14 protein-coding genes are annotated in these 17,437 nt (G+C 65.8%); all 14 read right to left on the bottom strand.

What is annotated here, in order from left to right; translation table 11 throughout:
- Positions 1–66: 66 nt before the first annotated feature.
- Complete coding sequence (locus tag ACSQ1X_RS08080) at positions 67–813, bottom strand: YggS family pyridoxal phosphate-dependent enzyme (RefSeq protein WP_436057279.1); 747 nt, start codon at positions 811–813, stop codon at positions 67–69.
- Positions 806–1,513: a polyphenol oxidase family protein gene (locus tag ACSQ1X_RS08075; protein ID WP_436057278.1), complete on the bottom strand. Its 708-nt coding sequence runs from the start codon at positions 1,511–1,513 to the stop codon at positions 806–808. The genes ACSQ1X_RS08080 and ACSQ1X_RS08075 overlap by 8 nt, the downstream gene beginning before the upstream one ends.
- Positions 1,514–1,575: 62 nt before the next feature.
- On the bottom strand, positions 1,576–2,799 hold the full coding sequence (gene ftsZ, locus ACSQ1X_RS08070; protein WP_055800096.1) for a cell division protein FtsZ: 1,224 nt from the start codon (positions 2,797–2,799) through the stop codon (positions 1,576–1,578).
- A 274-nt stretch (positions 2,800–3,073) separates the two neighbouring features.
- Positions 3,074–3,943 (bottom strand): FtsQ-type POTRA domain-containing protein, encoded by an 870-nt coding sequence (locus ACSQ1X_RS08065; protein WP_436057277.1) that lies wholly within the window; start codon positions 3,941–3,943, stop codon positions 3,074–3,076.
- Positions 3,936–5,339 (bottom strand): UDP-N-acetylmuramate--L-alanine ligase, encoded by a 1,404-nt coding sequence (gene murC / locus ACSQ1X_RS08060; RefSeq protein ID WP_055800102.1) that lies wholly within the window; start codon positions 5,337–5,339, stop codon positions 3,936–3,938. The genes ACSQ1X_RS08065 and murC overlap by 8 nt, the downstream gene beginning before the upstream one ends.
- On the bottom strand, positions 5,336–6,436 hold the full coding sequence (gene murG / locus ACSQ1X_RS08055; RefSeq protein WP_436057276.1) for an undecaprenyldiphospho-muramoylpentapeptide beta-N-acetylglucosaminyltransferase: 1,101 nt from the start codon (positions 6,434–6,436) through the stop codon (positions 5,336–5,338). Before murG ends, murC begins: the two co-directional genes overlap by 4 nt.
- 6 nt (positions 6,437–6,442) lie before the next feature.
- Positions 6,443–7,825 (bottom strand): putative lipid II flippase FtsW, encoded by a 1,383-nt coding sequence (ftsW, locus tag ACSQ1X_RS08050; protein ID WP_436057275.1) that lies wholly within the window; start codon positions 7,823–7,825, stop codon positions 6,443–6,445.
- A gap of 2 nt (positions 7,826–7,827) precedes the next feature.
- Positions 7,828–9,429 (bottom strand): UDP-N-acetylmuramoyl-L-alanine--D-glutamate ligase, encoded by a 1,602-nt coding sequence (gene murD / locus ACSQ1X_RS08045; RefSeq protein ID WP_436057274.1) that lies wholly within the window; start codon positions 9,427–9,429, stop codon positions 7,828–7,830.
- A complete protein-coding gene (mraY, locus tag ACSQ1X_RS08040; RefSeq protein ID WP_055800114.1) occupies positions 9,411–10,520 on the bottom strand; it encodes a phospho-N-acetylmuramoyl-pentapeptide-transferase in 1,110 nt (369 codons plus the stop codon). Before mraY ends, murD begins: the two co-directional genes overlap by 19 nt.
- Entirely contained in the window at positions 10,517–11,992 is a 1,476-nt protein-coding gene (locus tag ACSQ1X_RS08035) for a UDP-N-acetylmuramoyl-tripeptide--D-alanyl-D-alanine ligase (protein ID WP_436057273.1), read from the bottom strand. Before ACSQ1X_RS08035 ends, mraY begins: the two co-directional genes overlap by 4 nt.
- 6 nt (positions 11,993–11,998) lie before the next feature.
- Positions 11,999–13,651, bottom strand: coding sequence for a UDP-N-acetylmuramoyl-L-alanyl-D-glutamate--2,6-diaminopimelate ligase (locus ACSQ1X_RS08030; protein WP_436057272.1), 1,653 nt, complete (start codon positions 13,649–13,651; stop codon positions 11,999–12,001).
- A gap of 77 nt (positions 13,652–13,728) precedes the next feature.
- Positions 13,729–15,531, bottom strand: a complete 1,803-nt coding sequence (locus ACSQ1X_RS08025; protein WP_055800124.1) for a peptidoglycan D,D-transpeptidase FtsI family protein — start codon at positions 15,529–15,531, stop codon at positions 13,729–13,731.
- Between the two features lie 39 nt (positions 15,532–15,570).
- Positions 15,571–16,257, bottom strand: a complete 687-nt coding sequence (locus ACSQ1X_RS08020) for a hypothetical protein (RefSeq protein WP_436057271.1) — start codon at positions 16,255–16,257, stop codon at positions 15,571–15,573.
- Positions 16,254–17,252 (bottom strand): 16S rRNA (cytosine(1402)-N(4))-methyltransferase RsmH, encoded by a 999-nt coding sequence (gene rsmH, locus ACSQ1X_RS08015; protein WP_436057270.1) that lies wholly within the window; start codon positions 17,250–17,252, stop codon positions 16,254–16,256. The genes ACSQ1X_RS08020 and rsmH overlap by 4 nt, the downstream gene beginning before the upstream one ends.
- Positions 17,253–17,437: the final 185 nt, after the last annotated feature.

Below are 17,437 nucleotides of genomic sequence, written 5' to 3'. Positions count from 1 at the left end.
TAAGCGGGCCGCTGAGTTGACTTGACAGTATTGGAATCCCCGCCATTCTCTTCCAATACTTTGACGCTACCTCAACGCAGGACGCGAACCCAATATATCCGAGCCTATTCTCAGGTGTGTCGCACCCGCCCTGACGGCCGATTCGAGATCCTGGCTCATGCCTGCGGAGATCCCCGAAGCCGAGGGGTGGTCCCTGAGCAGCTGCGCCGAGATTTCGGCCAGTTTGGCGAACGACGCCTCCGGATCCGAACCCAGCGGAGCCACCGCCATCAGGCCGGCCAGCACAATGCCCGGCGATCCGGCCAACTGGTCAGCCAGGGCCGGAACCTCCAAGCGGCTCGCCCCGCCCCGGTGGCTTCCGGCGTCCTCGTCCAGGCTGACCTGGATGAAGCACTCGAGCGGACCCCGGCCGGTCCGCTCCTGCTCCGCGGCGACGGACCGGGCAAGGGCGGCCGCCAGCTGCGGCCGGTCCACGGAATGGATGGCATGGGCATACCGCACAACGGACTTTGCCTTATTGCTCTGCAGCTGCCCCACAAAATGCCAGCGGAGTCCGAGGTCGCTGAGCGCGGAGGCCTTTTCCGACGCTTCCTGGTCCCTGTTCTCTCCGACGTCGGTGACACCCAAGGCAGCCAGCCTGCGAACATCGTCAGCAGGGTGGAATTTAGTCACCACGATCAGCTCCGGCGGGTTGTCCTGCCGGCCGGCGGCTTCCGTGGCGGCGGCAATCCTCCGCCGGACCGCGGCCAGGCGGTCCTGAATTTGGAGCAGGCGGGGGTCGTCCGCAGCTGTTACGTCACGGGGTTCACTCACTGGTCCACACCAACCCGGCGAACCGGCCCGTGGCCGGGTTCCCGCGGTAGGAGAACAGATTTTCGTTTTCGAGGGTGCAGGGTCCGGAATACTCCACGACGACCCCGCGGGCCTCCAGCTGGCTGCGCGCCCCGGCCGGAAGGTCCAGGCCGGGGGTGCCCCAGGATGTTGTGGTCCATGTGGCAGGGACCACCGCGGCGACATCGGTCCGCATGCCTTCCGGCACTTCGTAGCAGGATCCGCAGATTGACGGGCCGATCCAGGCCCGGATGTCTTCGGCCCCCTCGGCGCGCATGCGATCCACGGTTGCCGGGAGGACCCCGCTGGCCACTCCCGGGCGCCCCGCATGGGCAACAGCCAGGACCGGTTGTCCCCCCGATGTTGTCCCGGCAAAGACTACAGGGACGCAGTCCGCCACCATAACCGCCAGCGGACGCCCGGAGGACACCATTGCATCTGCGGTCGGGGCGGCAGGGCAAGCCGCCTCATCGCCGTCGCCGATAAAGGCTACGGCGTTGCCGTGAACCTGGTTCATGTACTGGAAGCCGCCGGCCGCCAGGCCGGCTTCGGCCTCAAGGAGTTCACGCCGGCGAAGCACTTCGGCCGGATCGTCCCCCACGTGGAGGGCGAGGTTTCCGGCCCCGGCGTCAGTGAATGCCACCCAGACGCCGGGCCGGACTTCGGTTCGCCACCAAAACAATCAAAACACCGCTAACTGACGAGCTGATAAAACGTCCTGCCAATGCCTACTTCGGGAAGTGCTTACTTCAGGAAGTCAGGGACATCCAGGTCGTCGGAGCGGCTGCCGGACAGGTCCGGCTCCACTACCGAGGGAAGGTCGACGTCGAAGCCGGAGTCGGCGGGGACGGCAGAGGGACGCTGCTGACCCCAGTTGCTGAGACCCGACGCTCCGATGCCGGCGTGCACGGGCTGAACGTGCTGCGACGGCGCCTGCGCGGGGGCAGGGGCTGAGGCGGGCGCAGCCGGGCGCTGCGGGGCTGCCTGCGGCTGCGACTGGTCCATGGACGGCGAGGTGGCTTTGACGTCGTCGAAGCCAGCCGCAATGACCGTCACGCGGGCCTCATCGCCGAGGGCGTCGTCGATGACGGCACCGAAGATGATGTTGGCTTCAGGGTGGGCCACTTCCTGCACGAGGCGGGCGGCCTCGTTGATCTCGAAGAGTCCGAGGTCCGAGCCGCCCTGGATGGACAGCAGGACGCCGTGGGCGCCGTCGATCGAAGCTTCCAGGAGGGGCGACGCGATGGCGAGTTCCGCGGCCTTGACCGCACGGTCCTCTCCGCGTGCCGAACCGATGCCCATCAGCGCGGAACCCGCGCCCTGCATTACGGACTTGACGTCTGCGAAGTCGAGGTTGATCAGGCCCGGAGTGGTGATCAGGTCGGTGATGCCCTGGACACCGGACAACAGGACCTGGTCGGCGGAGCGGAAGGCGTCCAGGACCGAGACATTGCGGTCGCTGATGGACAGGAGCCGGTCGTTGGGGATCACGATCAGGGTGTCGACTTCGTCGCGGAGGGCGTCGATGCCCGCCTCGGCGGAACCTGCGCGACGGCGGCCTTCGAAGGTGAACGGACGGGTGACCACGCCGATGGTGAGCGCACCGAGCGAACGGGCAATGCGGGCCACGACAGGAGCGCCGCCAGTGCCGGTGCCGCCACCTTCACCGGCGGTCACGAAGACCATGTCCGCGCCGCGGATGACCTCTTCGATCTCGTCGGCGTGATCCTCGGCCGCCTGCTTGCCGACCTCCGGGTTTGCACCGGCTCCGAGACCACGCGTCAGCTCGCGGCCGACGTCAAGTTTGACGTCGGCATCGCTCATGAGCAGAGCCTGGGCATCGGTGTTGATTGCGATGAATTCGACACCGCGGAGACCGACTTCGATCATGCGGTTGACTGCGTTCACGCCACCGCCGCCGATGCCGACGACCTTGATGACGGCCAAGTAATTCTGCGGAGCTGCCACGTTACGTGTCCCTTGTTCGTGTCCTATTGCGAAAACTGATGGAGTCGTGCTTGAAAGTTCAAACCTTAACCTTCGACTTGAAGGTTATAGTTATGTCAAGTAACTCATGCTGTGACGCTATTTCCTATGCCTGAGACATTCAATGACCTGATCCGCGTGTCGTTGGAATACCCGCTAAATAGAGCGGAAATCGCCGCGGATGACGGTCGCCGGCCTGCCGGCCCCAGAGCGCATGTGAATGCCTGTCCCGCTGCTTGCACCGGGAGATCGTCCACTATCGTGTCACGGGATGCCGCGGCACGCTGACATCGTAGACCTGGACCGGATTCTTGGGGTTGGCCGGCGCCTTGAGCAAGGCTTCGAGCACCTTGGCCTTAAGCTCCTTCTCCCCCGCGTTGCCCCAGACAATGGTTTGTCCGTCCACAAGTTTGAGTTCGACGGCATCAACGGATTTCGCCGACGCATCGGACAGCCGGGCGAGGACGTCGGCAGGCAGCGCGGCCAGCACCGCGGTGATGGCCTTGAAAAGTTCCTTGCCGATCACCCCTGCCCCGCCGTCGATCACCGGCAACAGGATGCTGCCCGGCTCCTGGGTGGTGCCGAGCTGCACGCCGTCAACATCAACGAGCTGGAACACGTCCCCCTGCTTCACCAGGGCGACCGGGGTGCGTTCCTGGATGTGTACCACCAGTACCGACGGCGGCCGCGCTTCGGTGGTCACGTCCTTGACCTGCACGAGGGGTTGCAGCAGCTGCTTCACCTCGTCGTCGTGGACCTGCGGCAACGGCTTGCCGTGCAGCGGCTTGAGCGCGTCCTGGACCTGCTGCGGCGTGAGCATTTTGGTTCCGTCCACGGACACGGTCTGCACGGCGAACACCGGCGAGTAGACGGCGGCTGCCAGCAGGCCGGCCATCAGGGCAGCTACGATGCACACAGCCAGGATGATGTTCCGCCGGATCCGCCGGCCTTTGGGTTCCGGGAAGGACAGCACATTGTCCGTGGCGCGTTGGGGAGCAGATGCGACGTCGGCAGCGGGCGCGGGCCTGGACGCGGAAATCACGTCTGAGCGGCCGCTTGCCGGTTCGGCCTTTCCTCGGCCTGCGGGTGCCCCCGTCTTGTACGTGGGCCGGCGCGTACTAGGCACCCGGCGCCTCCGCCACTAGTGCCTCAACGATCAGCGGGCCGTAGGCGGTAACGTCGCCGGCGCCGGCCGTGAGCACAATGTCCCCGGGCGCCGCGTTGGCGACGACGGCGCGGACTGCATCGTCGGCAGCAACCAGCCGGCCGCCCCCGGAGAGGCGGTCACCGATCAGCTGGCTACTTACCCCGGGAATCGGATCCTCGCGGGCCGGGTAGATGTCCAGCACCAGAGCGGTGTCGGCAGCGTTGAGCGCTTCGGCAAACTCGGCAGCAAACTCGCGTGTGCGGGAAAACAGGTGCGGCTGGAAAAGGACATGCACCTTGTGGTTCCCTGCGACGGATCGTGCCGCAGCAAGCGCCGCCCGGACTTCCGTGGGGTGGTGGGCGTAGTCATCGTAGACCCGGACGCCCCGCCCTTCGCCTTTGAATTCGAAGCGCCGTGATGCTCCGGAGAAATGGGCCAGGGCGCCGGAGGCCGGGCCGGGGGCGACACCCAGTTCCAGTGCCACGGCGAATGCCGCGGCAGCATTGAGCGCGTTGTGGCGGCCGGGAACCTGGAGCTCCAGCGCAAACTTTCCCGCGGGGGTGGAAACCCACACGTCGCCCGGTCCGCCGTCGTGCAGCCTTAGCTGCGAATCTTCGGCAGTGCCGTAGGTGACCACCCTGGTGTTGCCCCGTGCCGTTGTCCGCTCCGCCAGCGCGCGGGCGCCGGGATCATCGGCACAGGCCACCAGGACGCCGTCGGCCGGGAGCAGTTCGGTGAAGCGGTCAAACGACTCGTAGACGGCCTCGGCGGTGCCGTAGTAGTCAAGGTGGTCGGGTTCGACGTTGGTGACAACGGCAATGTGCGGACGGTAGTTCAGGAACGATCCGTCGGATTCGTCGGCCTCGGCAACGAAGATGTCCGACGTGCCGCTGGCCGCGTTGACCCCCAGCGCCGGGACGTTGGCACCGATTGCAAACGTGGGGTCCAGGCCGGCGCCCTGCAGCAGCACTGTGATCATCGAAGTCGTGGTTGACTTCCCGTGGGTTCCGGCCACCGTGACCACACGGTCGCCGGCCATGGTCGCCGCCAGCGCCTCGGACCGGTGCAGCACGGGCAGCCCGGCGTCACGCGCGGCCAGGAGTTCCGGATTGTCCGGGCGGATGGCGGAGCCCGCCACCACGGACTGGGCAGCACCGAGGTTGCCCGCGGCATAGCCCACATGGATGCCTGCGCCTGCAGCGGCGAGGTCCGCCATGACGGGCAGGTCCTTGGCGTCGGAGCCGGTCACGGGGACGCCTCGGGCCACCATGATCCGGGCCACGGCGGACATGCCCACGCCGCCCACGCCGATGAAGTGCACGCGGCCCAGGGATTCAAGGCTCTGCGTGCCCGTAGCTGCTGTGGGCGTGGTCATTTGCTTACCGCTTCCAGGACAAGACCAGCCATGCGCTGATCTGCGTTTCGGATACCGAGTGCTTCGGCGCTGGCTGCCATCTTCGCCAGGCGGGCGGGATCTGACAGCAGCGGGATGATTTCACTGCTGACCCATGCGGGCGTGAACGATTCGTCATCAATGACCAGCGCCCCTCCTGCCGCTACCGGCCCGGCGGCGTTGAGGGCCTGCTCGCCGTTGCCGATCGGGAGCGGGATGAACACGGCCGGAACACCCACGGCCGCGGTTTCGCAGACGGTGGCGGCCCCTGCGCGCCCCACCAGCAGGTCGGCGGCCGCATAGATGTTCTCCATGCCGTCGACATACTCCACTTGCCGGTAGCCGTCAGCGGCGAGGGGCTTTCCTTCGCCGTCAAGGACCACCTTGCCCTTTCCGGTGATGTGGAGGGTCTGGATGCCGGCCTTGGCCAGTGCTTCCACGGACGCTGCGATCGTGCGGTTGATGCTCTGCGCACCGGATGAGCCGCCGGTGACGATGAGCGCGGGTTTGTCCTGGTCCAGCCCCAGCAGTTCACGTGCCGCCTGCCGGGCGCCGGCACGGTCCAGCCCGGATACTTCCTTGCGCATCGGCATGCCGACGTGGCGCGCCCCGCGGAGTTTCGTGCCGGCGAAGGCTACGCCGACATGATGGCTGAACCGGGCGCCCACTTTGTTGGCCAGGCCGGCCCGCGTGTTGGCTTCATGGATGACGACGGGGATCCGGCGGCGCCGGGCAGCAAGGTAGAGCGGCGTGCAGACGTAGCCGCCAACGCCGACCAGAACGTCCGCCTGGGCGTCGTCGAGGATTTTTCCGGCCTGTTTGACCGCGCCCGCCAGCCGTCCGGGGAGCCGCAGCAGGTCGAGCGATGGCCTGCGGGGAAAGGGCACGCGGTCGATGGTGGCCAGCTCAAGGCCGGCTGCCGGGACCAGCCTGGTCTCCATCCCGCTGGGCGTTCCCACGGCCAGGAGTTGCACGTCCGGACGCACGTCACGCAACGCGGCCGCTATGGCCAGCAGCGGACTGATGTGACCCGCTGTTCCGCCGCCGGCAAGGACTACTGACAAAGAATCGGCATTCATTAAGTGCTATTTACGCTTTCGTGAGGTGTGTGGGCGCCCGCCCTTGGTGCGGAACTTGAGGAGCCGCTTGGGCTGGACGCTGGGCGCCATCTGTTCCCGGGCCAACGACAACACTACGCCGACGGCGCACAGTGACATCAGCAGCGCCGAACCGCCATAGGAAATGAACGGCAGCGGCACTCCGATGACAGGGACGAGCCCGGTGACCACGGACATGTTGACGGTGGCCTGGCCCAGGAGCCACACCATGATGGTCCCGGCCAGCACACGGTGGAAGAGGTCCTCCTGCGCCACCACGACGCGGTAGATCGCGGCACCGAGGATGGCAAAGAGGATGAGTACGACGACGGTGCCCACCAGGCCGAGTTCCTCGCCGATGATCGCGAAGATGAAGTCGTTATGGGCTTCCGGGATCCAGCTGTACTTCTGCCGGCTTTGCCCCAGGCCGACCCCGAGCCACCCCCCGGAGGCCAGTCCGTACAGGCCGTTGGTTGACTGGTAGTTGGCGTCGATGCCTTCGCCACAGGAGTTTCCGGTCCACCACGAGGTAATCCGGCACATCCGGTTTGAGCTTGTCACAGCCATGAACCCGGCACCCGCCACGGCAATCAAAGCTGCTATGCCGAACATGTAGAGCGGGACCCCGGCGAAGAACAGGGCGGCGGCCATGATCATCATGATGATCATGCCGGTGCCGAGGTCATTTCCGGCCAGGACGAGGCCGATGATGCCGGCGGCAACGGGAAGGACCGGGACCACCACATGCTGCCAGCGGTGGAGCAGTTTGGCCTTGACGGCCAGCACCGTGGCCATCCAGAGTGCGAGGGCCAGTTTGGCCGCTTCTGACGGCTGGAAGGTGATGCCGCCGAATTCAATCCAGTTCTGGTTGCCGTTGGTGCTGGTACCGATGAGCAAGACCAGGACGAGGAGCACATAGGCGCCGGCGATCCCCGGCCAGGCGAGGCGCTTAAGCCAGACGACATTAACCCGCGAGAGCACAAACATCAGGAACACCCCGATGGCGGCGAACATGCCCTGTTTGAGTGCTGCCGTGTACGGCGACTCCCCCGCGGCAATGGCCTCGACGCTGGACGCGGACAGAACCATCATGATGCCGATGGCCGTAAGCGCGAGGGTGGAACCCAGGATGAGGTAGTAGGTGGAACCGTTGCGTGACTTTCCGGTTCCTTCCAGCTTCGCCCAGAAGCTTCGGTACCAGCCGCGGAGCCTGGCCAGCGGAGGCACATGGCCTGCCCGTGCAGTCCCGCGGGCCGGGGCCTGGGGTGACGGCGGCCGGGTCCCGGCGGCCTTGCCTGTCCGCGTAGCCGGGGGAAGCCGGGTGGCACCCCGCTGCTTGGCAGCCGGGGCACGGGTGGGCGTGCTGACCATTGTTACTCCTCGCCGGTCTGAGCCTGCCCTTCCACGAGCCCGCGGACAGCTTCAATGAAGGCATCGCCACGGTGAGCGTAGGAAGAGAACTGATCCATGGAAGCAGCCGCCGGGGCCATCAGCACAGTGTCCCCCGGAGAGGCCAGCTGCGCTGCCGCGGCTACGGCCTGGGCCATTACAGTTTCCCCGTAGATCGGCGAGGGCACCGTGCCGGCGTCGTCCGTTTCGGCAGACTGCACATTTTCAGTGTCGCCCTTGCTGCGCCCGATCACGGGGACATCCGGTGCGTGTCGCTTGAGGGCGTCCGAGAGCGGGGCAGTGTCAGCTCCGATCAGGACGACGGCCTTCAGGCGGCCCGCCTGTTCCTTGACCAGCTCGTCGTAGCTCACACCCTTGGAGAGGCCGCCGGCAATCCAGATGACGTTGCTGAACGCGGACAGGGACGCCGCCGCTGCGTGCGGGTTGGTTGCTTTCGAGTCGTTGATCCACAGCACATCGTTGTGGCGGGCAACGAGCTGGATCCGGTGCTCTCCCGGAATGTAGTTCTTCAGTCCCTGCCGCACGGCCTGTGGTTCCACACCGTACGCCCGGACCAGCGCTGCCGCTGCCAGGGCGTTGGCCACCATGTGGCGCGGTGCCACCGGACCGAGGTCCGCCATGGCGGCAAGCTCGGCGGCGCTGTCCTTGCGCTCGGCGATGAAGGCGCGGTCCACCAGGAGGCCCTCGACCACGCCGAGCATGCTGATGGCCGGCGTCAGCGTGGTGAATCCGACGGCGCGGCAGCCTTCCACGACGTCCGCGTCATCCACCATCCGCTCGGTTTCGATCTGTTCGGCGTTGTAGATGCAGGCCTTTTGGGTCTGCTCGTAGACCTTGGCCTTGTCGGCCAGGTACGAAGCGTAGGACCCGTGCCAGTCCACGTGGTCCTCGGCGACGTTGAGGCAGACACTTGCCACCGGAGAGACGGAGTGGCTCCAGTGCAGCTGGAAACTCGACAGTTCGACCGCAAGGACGTCGTACTCCACCGGATCCCGCAGGGCGTCCAGGATGGGCGTGCCGACGTTCCCGACCGCGATGGCCTTGAGCCCGGCGGCCTGCAGCATGGATTCGGTCAGGCCCACGGTTGTGGTCTTCCCGTTCGTTCCGGTGATGGTCAGCCAGTCTGCGGTCTTGCGGCCCTTCCGCTCACGCACCCGCCAGGCGAGTTCCACATCGCCCCAGACCGGGATGTGGGTCCGGGCAGCCAACGCGAGGAGGGCCTGGTCCGGCCGCCATCCCGGTGAGGTCACGATCAGGTCCGGCTTCTGGCCGTCGATCTTCGGCATGGTGTGCACGGCATCCTCGCCGAGGAGGACATCCACGGCGCCGACGATTTTCAGGGTGTCCGCCTGGGCGCGGGCCTTCGGGCTCGTGGCCGCGTCCACTACCACCACGCGGGCACCGAGTTCGATCAGGGTGTCGGCGGCAGCGAATCCGGATACACCGATGCCCGTCACGACCACCCGGAGGCCGGACCAGTCGGAGTCCCAGCTCACGAGGTTCTCGAGCCGGGGAGACGTTGCCAGCGGCGAAGGTATAGGACTGCTCACAGCAGGACCACCCATTCTGCGTAGAAGATGCCAAGGCCTGCGGCGACGAAGAGGCCGCCGAGGATCCAGAACCGAACCACCACGGTGACTTCCGCCCAGCCCTTGAGTTCAAAGTGGTGCTGGAGCGGGGCCATTTTGAAGAAACGCTTGCCCTTGGTGATCTTGAAGTAGCCCACCTGGATGATCACCGAAAGGGTGATCAGGACGAAGAGTCCGCCGATGAAGGCGAGCAGCAGTTCGGTCCGGGACAGGATGGCGAAACCGGCAACGGCGCCGCCGATGGCCAGCGAGCCGGTGTCGCCCATGAAGATCTTCGCCGGAGACGTGTTCCACCACAGGAAGCCAACCAGGGCAGCGCTGAGGATTGCGGCAAGGAGTGCCAGGTCCAGCGGGTCCCGGACCGAATAGCAGCCGCCGCCGGCCTGCCGCGGCGAGCCGCAGGCCTGGTTGCTCTGCCAGATTCCCATCAGCGTGTACGCGCCGAACACCATGACCGACGCCCCGGCAGCCAGTCCGTCCAGACCGTCCGTGAGGTTCACGCCATTGGTCGCCGCCGTGACGATCAGGTTGGACCACAGAACGAACAGGATGGCGCCCAGGACGGTGCCGCCGAATGCAAGGTTCAGCCAGGGGATGTCCCGCACCAGCGAGATCTGCGTGGATGCCGGAGTGACGCCGTCCGCATTGGGAAAATTCAAGGCCAGGACGGCGAAAATGATGCCGACGGCGCCCTGCAGCACCAGTTTGGCTTTTGCGTCCAGGCCAAGGCTTCGCTGCTTGGAAATTTTGATGAAGTCGTCCAGGAAGCCTACGAGGCCCATTCCCACCATCAGGAACAGCAGCAGGAGCGCAGAGGCCGACGGTCCGGCTGACCGCGGATTCAGCATCCACATAATGAGGTGGGTCAGCGCGTAGCTCAGCAGGACAGCGAAGACCACTACGGTACCGCCCATGGTCGGCGTGCCGCGTTTCGTGTGATGGGAGGTAGGTCCGTCGTCGCGGATGAACTGGCCGTAGCTCTTCCGTACCAGCAGACGGATGAACAGAGGGGTTCCCACCAATGCAAACAGCAGGGCCAGGCCAGCGCCGATCAGCAGTGCAATCACAGCGACTCGCTCCCTTCATTGGCGGTTGCTCGGACTTGTGGGGGTAATGCTATCCGATCCCCCAAATGCCTCAGTCCCACGCTGTTGGAAGACTTGAAGAGGACCAGATCGCCGGGTTCCAGTTCCCGTTGGAGCAGATCGTAGGCTTCGTCGACGGACTCAGCGAATACGCATTCGTCCCCCCATGAGCCTTCGTTCACGGCGGAGACATAGAGCGAACGCGCCTCGCGGCCAACTACCACCAGGCGGGAAATGTTGAGCCGCACCACCTGCGTGCCCACTGCCATGTGCTCCCGAATGGACTCGTCGCCCAGTTCCAGCATGGCGCCCAGGACGGCCCAGGTGCGGCGTCCGCGGCCCAGGTCCGCCAGCGTCCGCAGCGCGGCCCGCATCGATTCAGGGTTGGCGTTGTAGGCATCGTTGATGATGGTTACGCCGTCAGCCCGCTCGGTGCGTTCCATCCGCCAGCGGCTGGCGGCGGTCTGTGCGCTGAGGGATGCCGTGATCCGTTCCGCCGGGATGCCGGCGGCATAGGCCGCGCCGGCTGCCGCCAGGAGGTTGGTCACATGGTGCGCCCCGATCAGCCGGCTGCGGACCTGGTGCCCCGCGGCGTCGCCTGGGAAGAGAAGCTCGAACTCGGGATTGCCTGCCGCATTCGTCTCGACGTGGACGGCGCGCAGTCCGGCGGCCGGGACGTCATCTGCGGCCTGCGCGGAGAACCCCAGGACGTTCGCTTTGGTCCTGCTTGTCATGGCTGCGACGCGGCCGTCATCGAGGTTGAGCACGGCCGTCCCGCTGTCAGGGAGGGCTTCTACGAGTTCGCCCTTGGCAACGGCGATGTTGTCCACGCCGCCGAACTCCCCGGCATGGGCGGTACCGATGCCCAGGACCACCCCGATCTCGGGCTGGACCATGTCTGCGAGGTAGCGGATGTGTCCCACCCCGGTGGCGCCCATTTCGATCACGAGGTAACGGGTTCCGAAGCCGGCTTTGAATACCGTCAGCGGAACTCCCACTTCGCCGTTGTAGGAGCCTTGGGGCGAGACAGTATTGCCTTCCGCGGAAAGGATTCCGGCAAGGAGGTCCTTGGTGGTGGTTTTCCCGGCCGAACCGGTGATGCCGATAACCGTGAACTCCGAACCCTCGGCCTCGCGTCGGGCCCGGATCCGGCGCACGGATTCGGCGGCCAGAGCGCCCATGGCGAGGACCGCGTCTTCCACCACAATGGAGGGGTGGGGACTGCCGGAGTGATCGGCAGCGTCCCGTTCCACCAGGGCAAGGACAGCGCCGCGCCCGAAGGCCGCGCCGATGAAGTCGTGGCCGTCAGCAGTCTCGCCGGGCTTCGCCACGTAGAGGGACCCCTCTGTGGCTTCCCGGGAATCCGTGACCACTGTCGTGGGCGTGATGGTCGGATCGGCGGCAAGGCGGCCGTCTGTAATTTCGGCAATTTCCGCCGCAGTAAATGCAATCATCTCGGTCTAGGACTCTATCCGCTCGTCATTCAGAACGGTGAATCCGCGGGCTGTCAAGGCCTCGCGGAGCTCCACCCTGTCGTCGAGCGCCAGATTGACGCCTTTGACTTCCTGCCACACTTCATGGCCGCGGCCGGCCACCAGGATCGTGTCCTTCGCCTGCGCCATCTCCACAGCCTGCCTGATTGCCGTGTCGCGCGGAAATGACTCCAGGATGGTGCAGCCAAGGCCGGCGGTTTCCTTGGCCTCGTGCGCGCCCGCCAGGACGTCCGCGCGGATGGCCGCGGCGTCCTCGTCATGGGGGTCGTCGTCGCTGATAATCACCACATCCGCCAGCCGGGCGGCGATGGCACCCATGGCCGGCCGTTTGCCTTGGTCGCGCTGCCCTGTGGCTCCGAAGACCACAATCACCTTCGAGCCGGGTTCGGGTGAGCGCACTGCTTCCAGGGCCCGCTGCAGGGCGTCCGGGTTGTGGGCAAAGTCGACGACGGCGGCCGGGGCGGTGCAGACGAGCTGCATGCGCCCGGGGACGGCCACGGTGAACGGATCGGCCGAGTCGAGGGCTGACTGCAGCGTCTCAGGGTCGACTCCGCTAGCCAGTACCATGACGGTTGCGAGGGCGGCGTTGGAAACATTGAAGCTGCCCGGAAGCCCCGTGTGAACGCGGAGTTCCGTGCCGTCACGGTGCCGTAGCCGGAACTGCGTTCCCAGGCCCCGGGGCGCGGTGGCCGTGACAGCCCAGTCAGCACCGGATGCTGCGGGATCGATGCCCTGGGCTGTTGCCAGGGTGGTGACCGGAATACCGGCACCGGCAGCAAGGCGGCGGCCCCAATCGTCGTCCACGGTGACTACCGCCTGCTTGGCGCGGGGGCGCGTAAAGAGCTCCGCTTTGGTCTGGAAATATTCGTCCATGGTGCCGTGCAGGTCCAGATGGTCCTGGGTCAGGTTGGTGAACCCGGCGACGTCGAACTGCACACCGTCCACGCGGTGGAACGACACGGCGTGCGAGGAAACCTCCATGGAGGCGGCGTCCAGGCCACGCTCCCGCATCAGGGCCAGCAGTGCGTGGATGTCGGTGGACTCCGGTGTCGTCAGCAGGCTGGGAATGGGCTCACCGCCGGCCAGGATCTCGATGGTGCCGATCAGCCCGGTCTTGCGGCCCAGGGCCTGCAGCAGGGCGTTGATGAAATAGGTCGTGGTGGTCTTGCCGTTGGTGCCGGTGACGCCGAACAGTGCGGGCACAGCGCCGCCTACAGGCCGGCTCTGGTAGATCAGTGCCGCCAGCCCGCCCACCGCGCTTCGAGGCTTGTCAACCACGAGGACCGGCACGGGAGTGTCAGCGGACAGCGCAAGGAGCCTGGCGCCGTCGTCGTCCGTGACAACCGCAACAGCGCCCGCCGTGACGGCCTGCGACACGAAGTCCGCCCCGTGCCGGGCGGCGCCGGGGAGGGCAACGTAGAGGTCACCCGGCTGCACGGACCTGGAGTTCAGGGAGATCCCGGTGACCGGAATGGCGCTGGATGCCCCGGGAACGACGACGCCGACGGACTCGCCGATGATACCCAGCGGAACCGCGGCAACGGCGGACGGCCGGAACCCGGAACCGGGAACCGCGCCTCTCGTTGCGTCGGTACTGTCTGGGGCATGGTGCTCTGACAAGTGGATCTCCGTTGGCGCTAGTGGATCACACCGGGCGTAGGGGAAGATCCCCTGATGCGTACGATGTTGTGGACGTGCTACTTGACGTATTGGGGCAGCCTGGCAGGCTCGCCTGTTGAGGGCGGAACGTTGTACGTCCGCAGCACCTGACTCATCACCGAGCGGAACACCGGACCGTTGGTGATTCCGTAGATGCTGCCTTTGGGGCGCTGCAGGACAACTTCAACAATAAACCGCGGATCGTCCATCGGCGCCATCCCCACCATGGAAGCGGTGTAGCCGCAGTATCCCGACTTGCCGTCGTCACACGGCGACTGGGATGTCCCGGTTTTAGCGCCGACGCGGTAGCCGTCGATTGCTGCTTCCTTGATCTGCCCCTCGGTCACGGCGCTCTCCAGGATGTCCCGGACCTGCTGTGCGGTTTCCTTGGACACGATCTGCCGGCTCTCCTTCGCCGGGACCTTTTCCTCAGTTCCGTCCGGGCTGATGTAGCTGTCGATCAGGCGGGGCTGGAGCATTACGCCGTTGTTGGCTATCGACTGGTAGGCCCGCACGGTCTGAAGCGTGGACTGCGAAACGCCCTGCCCGAACAGGACGGTGTACTCCTGCCGGCCGTCCCACTGGTCAGCAGGAGTGAGGATGCCGGTCGCTTCGGCAGGAATCCCGATGTCGGGGGCTTCGCCGATGCCGAACTTCTGCAGCCAGTCGTGGCGCTGTTCCTTGGTAAGCCGCTGGCCCGCCATCACCGTTCCGGTATTCATCGACCAGCCCAGGATCCCGGCCAAGGTCCGTTCCTCGGTCCCGTGATCGAACGAGTCGGTGAAGACCTGACCGTCCACCACATAGGACGACGGGATGGTGAACTTGTCCAGCGGGCTCGACTTGCCCTCCTCGATGACGGCGGCGGCCGTAATCATCTTCTCTACGGAGCCCGGTTCGTAGGCGGCAGTCACCGACCGTACACCGCGGTCCGTGGCGGCCACCTTGCCGGGGTCGTTGGGATCCGGTGCGTTGGTGTCTGCCATGGCGATGATATTGCCGGTCTTGATGTCCTGGACGATGATGACGCCCCACTCGGCGCTCAGCTTGTCCGACTGGTTCTGGATTGCCTGCTGGGCAAAATACTGGAGGTCGGAATTGAGCGTGAGCCGGATGTCCTTGCCGTCGACGGCGGGCGTCAGTTCATCCACGCCGACAGGGATGCGCAGGCCATCGGCGCCGATTTCGAAAAGCCGCTTGCCGGGAGTCCCCTTGAGGACTTCGTCCTGGGTCTGCTCCAGCCCCGCCTGGCCGGTTGTTCCGTCCTGCAGGAATCCGACGATCCCGCCGGCAACAGAGCCGTTCGGGTAAACGCGCTTGCTAGTGCCGACGGTGACTATTCCCGGGATCTGGAGCTGGGAGATCCGGTCCTCCATATCGGGCTTGAGATCCTTCGCCACGATGTAATAGGGCTTCTCCCCCGTCAGGGCCTCTTTGACGTCCGCTGGATCCTGCCCCAGCACGGCGGCCAGCTCCTCGATGCCCTTGTCCCTGGAAACGGTAACGAGCTCTTCCTTGTCGCCGACTGTGTCCAGGCGCTTGAAGGACTCTGTCTTCGTGTTGACGCGCTGGTCCACCACCACGTTGTAGCGGATGACGCTGTTGGCGAGGACGGTTCCGTTCGCGTCCAGGATGCTGCCGCGTTCGGCGGGGAGCTCGATCGGGGTGAGGCGGTTGTTCAAGGCGGCCTCAGCCATTCCGCCGATGTCCAGTCCCTGGACCATAAACAGTTTGCCGCCGACCACCAGCAGCAGCGCAAGCATCATGCCCAAGCCGAGGCGGAGCCTCCTGGTGGCGTTCGGCACTTTTGCGATTGTCTTCTTGCCGGTGCTCTGCGCCACGGTGAGTCCTTGCTGCTTGCTTACTGGTGGTCAGTCCTGTCAGTTACTGCCCGGCGTCTTCTGCTTTGGTGCCGGAACGGATCCTCCGTGGAGATCAGCCGCGGGCTTCGCGGCGGCGGGCGGCTTCGCGGCAGCCTGGGCAGCCGCTGCGGCCTGTGCGGCCTGTGCCGCAGCCGGAGCTGCGGCGTCCGCCGGCTTGCGGACGGCCAGCGGCTCCTTGGTGGTGGCTGGCGGAACCACCGTCAGCTGCCCGGCGACTGCCGGCGCTGCAAGGATGGAACCGGGCTTGTCACCCTTAACAGCTGGTTTAGGGCTGCCGCTGACGGTAAGAGTGGAAAGGTCGATCTGCCCCTTGCCGGCGGAAGCCACCATTCCCAGTTCCGTGGCCTTGGCAGCCAGGTTCTGGGGAGCATCGAAATTCTGGACCTGCTGTGTCAGGTCCTGGTTCTGCTTCGTCAGCGTGGTCTGGTCGCTCCTGAGTTGCACCAGCTGGTACTGCGCTGTGGAAACGGAGATGTTCAGCACCAGGACCGCCATGAGCGCGACAGCCAGCAGTGCGAAGCACAGCACCACAAAAGGGGCCCTGCGCTTGCGCGGTGTCGAGCGGACCACGGAGAGCGGGGTCCGCAGCTTCCGCTCGGATCCGCCGGAGGGCTTAAGTCCCGTGAGGGCTCGGGCCGCCGTGCCGGACACGACTGGGAAGTTCTTGGCAGCGGCGGTGCTCATGCGGCCCTCCTGGCTCTGATTCGTTCAACTGCGCGCAGCCGCGCGGACGCTGCGCGTGGGTTCTCGGCGATTTCATCGGCGGTGGGCACTTCGGTGCCCTTAGTCAGGGTTTTGAGTTCGGGCTTGTGTTCTTCCAGTTCCACCGGGAACCCCAGCGGCGCGGAGGACTTGGATCCGGTCTGGAAGACCTTCTTGACGATTTTGTCCTCCAGCGAGTGGTAGGACATGACCACAACGCGGCCCCCCATCGCGAGGGCGTCCACAGCGGCAGGCACCGCACGTTCCAGGACGTCGAGTTCCTCGTTGACTTCGATCCGCAGTGCCTGGAAGGTCCGTTTGGCCGGGTGGCCGCCGGTCTTCGCTGCCCCTGCCGGAACCACCGCACGGATGGTGTCAACGAGTTCCCCTGTGGTGGCGAACGGCTTGGCTGCACGCGCGGCCACGATGCGGTTGGCGATCCGGCCGGCGAACTTTTCCTCACCCCATTTGCGGATGATCCGGACCAGGTCCTCTTCGCTATAGTTGTTCACGACGTCCGCGGCAGTCTGGCCCCGGCTCGTGTCCATGCGCATATCCAGGGGCGCATCAAAAGAATAGGCAAAACCGCGATCGCGCTCATCCAGCTGCAGGGAGGATACGCCAAGGTCCATCAGGACGCCGTGGACTTCCTCGACGCCAAGGTCCCGGAGGACGTCCGGGATTTCGTCGTAGACGGCATGGACCAGATCGGTGCGGTTTTCGAAGGGCTTCAGTCGCTCGCCGGCCAGGGCCAGCGCTTCTTCGTCGCGGTCGATTCCGATGAGGTGAAGGTCCGGAAACCGCTGGAGCAGGGCTTCGGAGTGACCGCCCATTCCCAGGGTTGCGTCGATGACCACCGGCGTCTCGCCCCGGTGGCGGGCCGCCTCGATGCCAGGGGCCAACAAATTGATGCACCGGTCCTTGAGGACCGGTACATGGCGTTCGGACGTGGGTTTTGGCTGGTTGGGATCGCTCATACCTTCGTCCTTTCGTGCCGCTGTTTGCCTGGGTGGGCCTGGCTGGTCCTCGGTGCGCTTCTTAAGCCAGATCCCCATCCGCGCCTAACCCAACGTCCGCCTGGCTCCGGGGAAGTGAGCCAGGACAACGTTCGGATGGGCGGCTGGAGATCTCGTTCAAGAAACGCTGCCGTCGTCGCTTCCGG

Source organism: Arthrobacter sp. LjRoot78 (genome assembly GCF_964254335.1).
Classification (GTDB): domain Bacteria; phylum Actinomycetota; class Actinomycetes; order Actinomycetales; family Micrococcaceae; genus Arthrobacter.
This window is presented reverse-complemented; position numbering and strand designations above follow the sequence as displayed.

Excerpts from the sequence above, each read along its gene's own strand:
- ftsW (WP_436057275.1), bottom strand. The coding sequence starts at position 7,825 with ATGGTCAGCACGCCCACCCGTGCCCCGGCTGCCAAGCAGCGGGGTGCC.
- ACSQ1X_RS08035 (WP_436057273.1), bottom strand. The coding sequence starts at position 11,992 with ATGATTGCATTTACTGCGGCGGAAATTGCCGAAATTACAGACGGCCGC.
- rsmH (WP_436057270.1), bottom strand. The coding sequence starts at position 17,252 with ATGAGCGATCCCAACCAGCCAAAACCCACGTCCGAACGCCATGTACCG.
- murD (WP_436057274.1), bottom strand. The coding sequence starts at position 9,429 with ATGGGTGGTCCTGCTGTGAGCAGTCCTATACCTTCGCCGCTGGCAACG.
- murG (WP_436057276.1), bottom strand. The coding sequence starts at position 6,436 with ATGAATGCCGATTCTTTGTCAGTAGTCCTTGCCGGCGGCGGAACAGCG.
- ACSQ1X_RS08020 (WP_436057271.1), bottom strand. The coding sequence starts at position 16,257 with ATGAGCACCGCCGCTGCCAAGAACTTCCCAGTCGTGTCCGGCACGGCG.
- murC (WP_055800102.1), bottom strand. The coding sequence starts at position 5,339 with ATGACCACGCCCACAGCAGCTACGGGCACGCAGAGCCTTGAATCCCTG.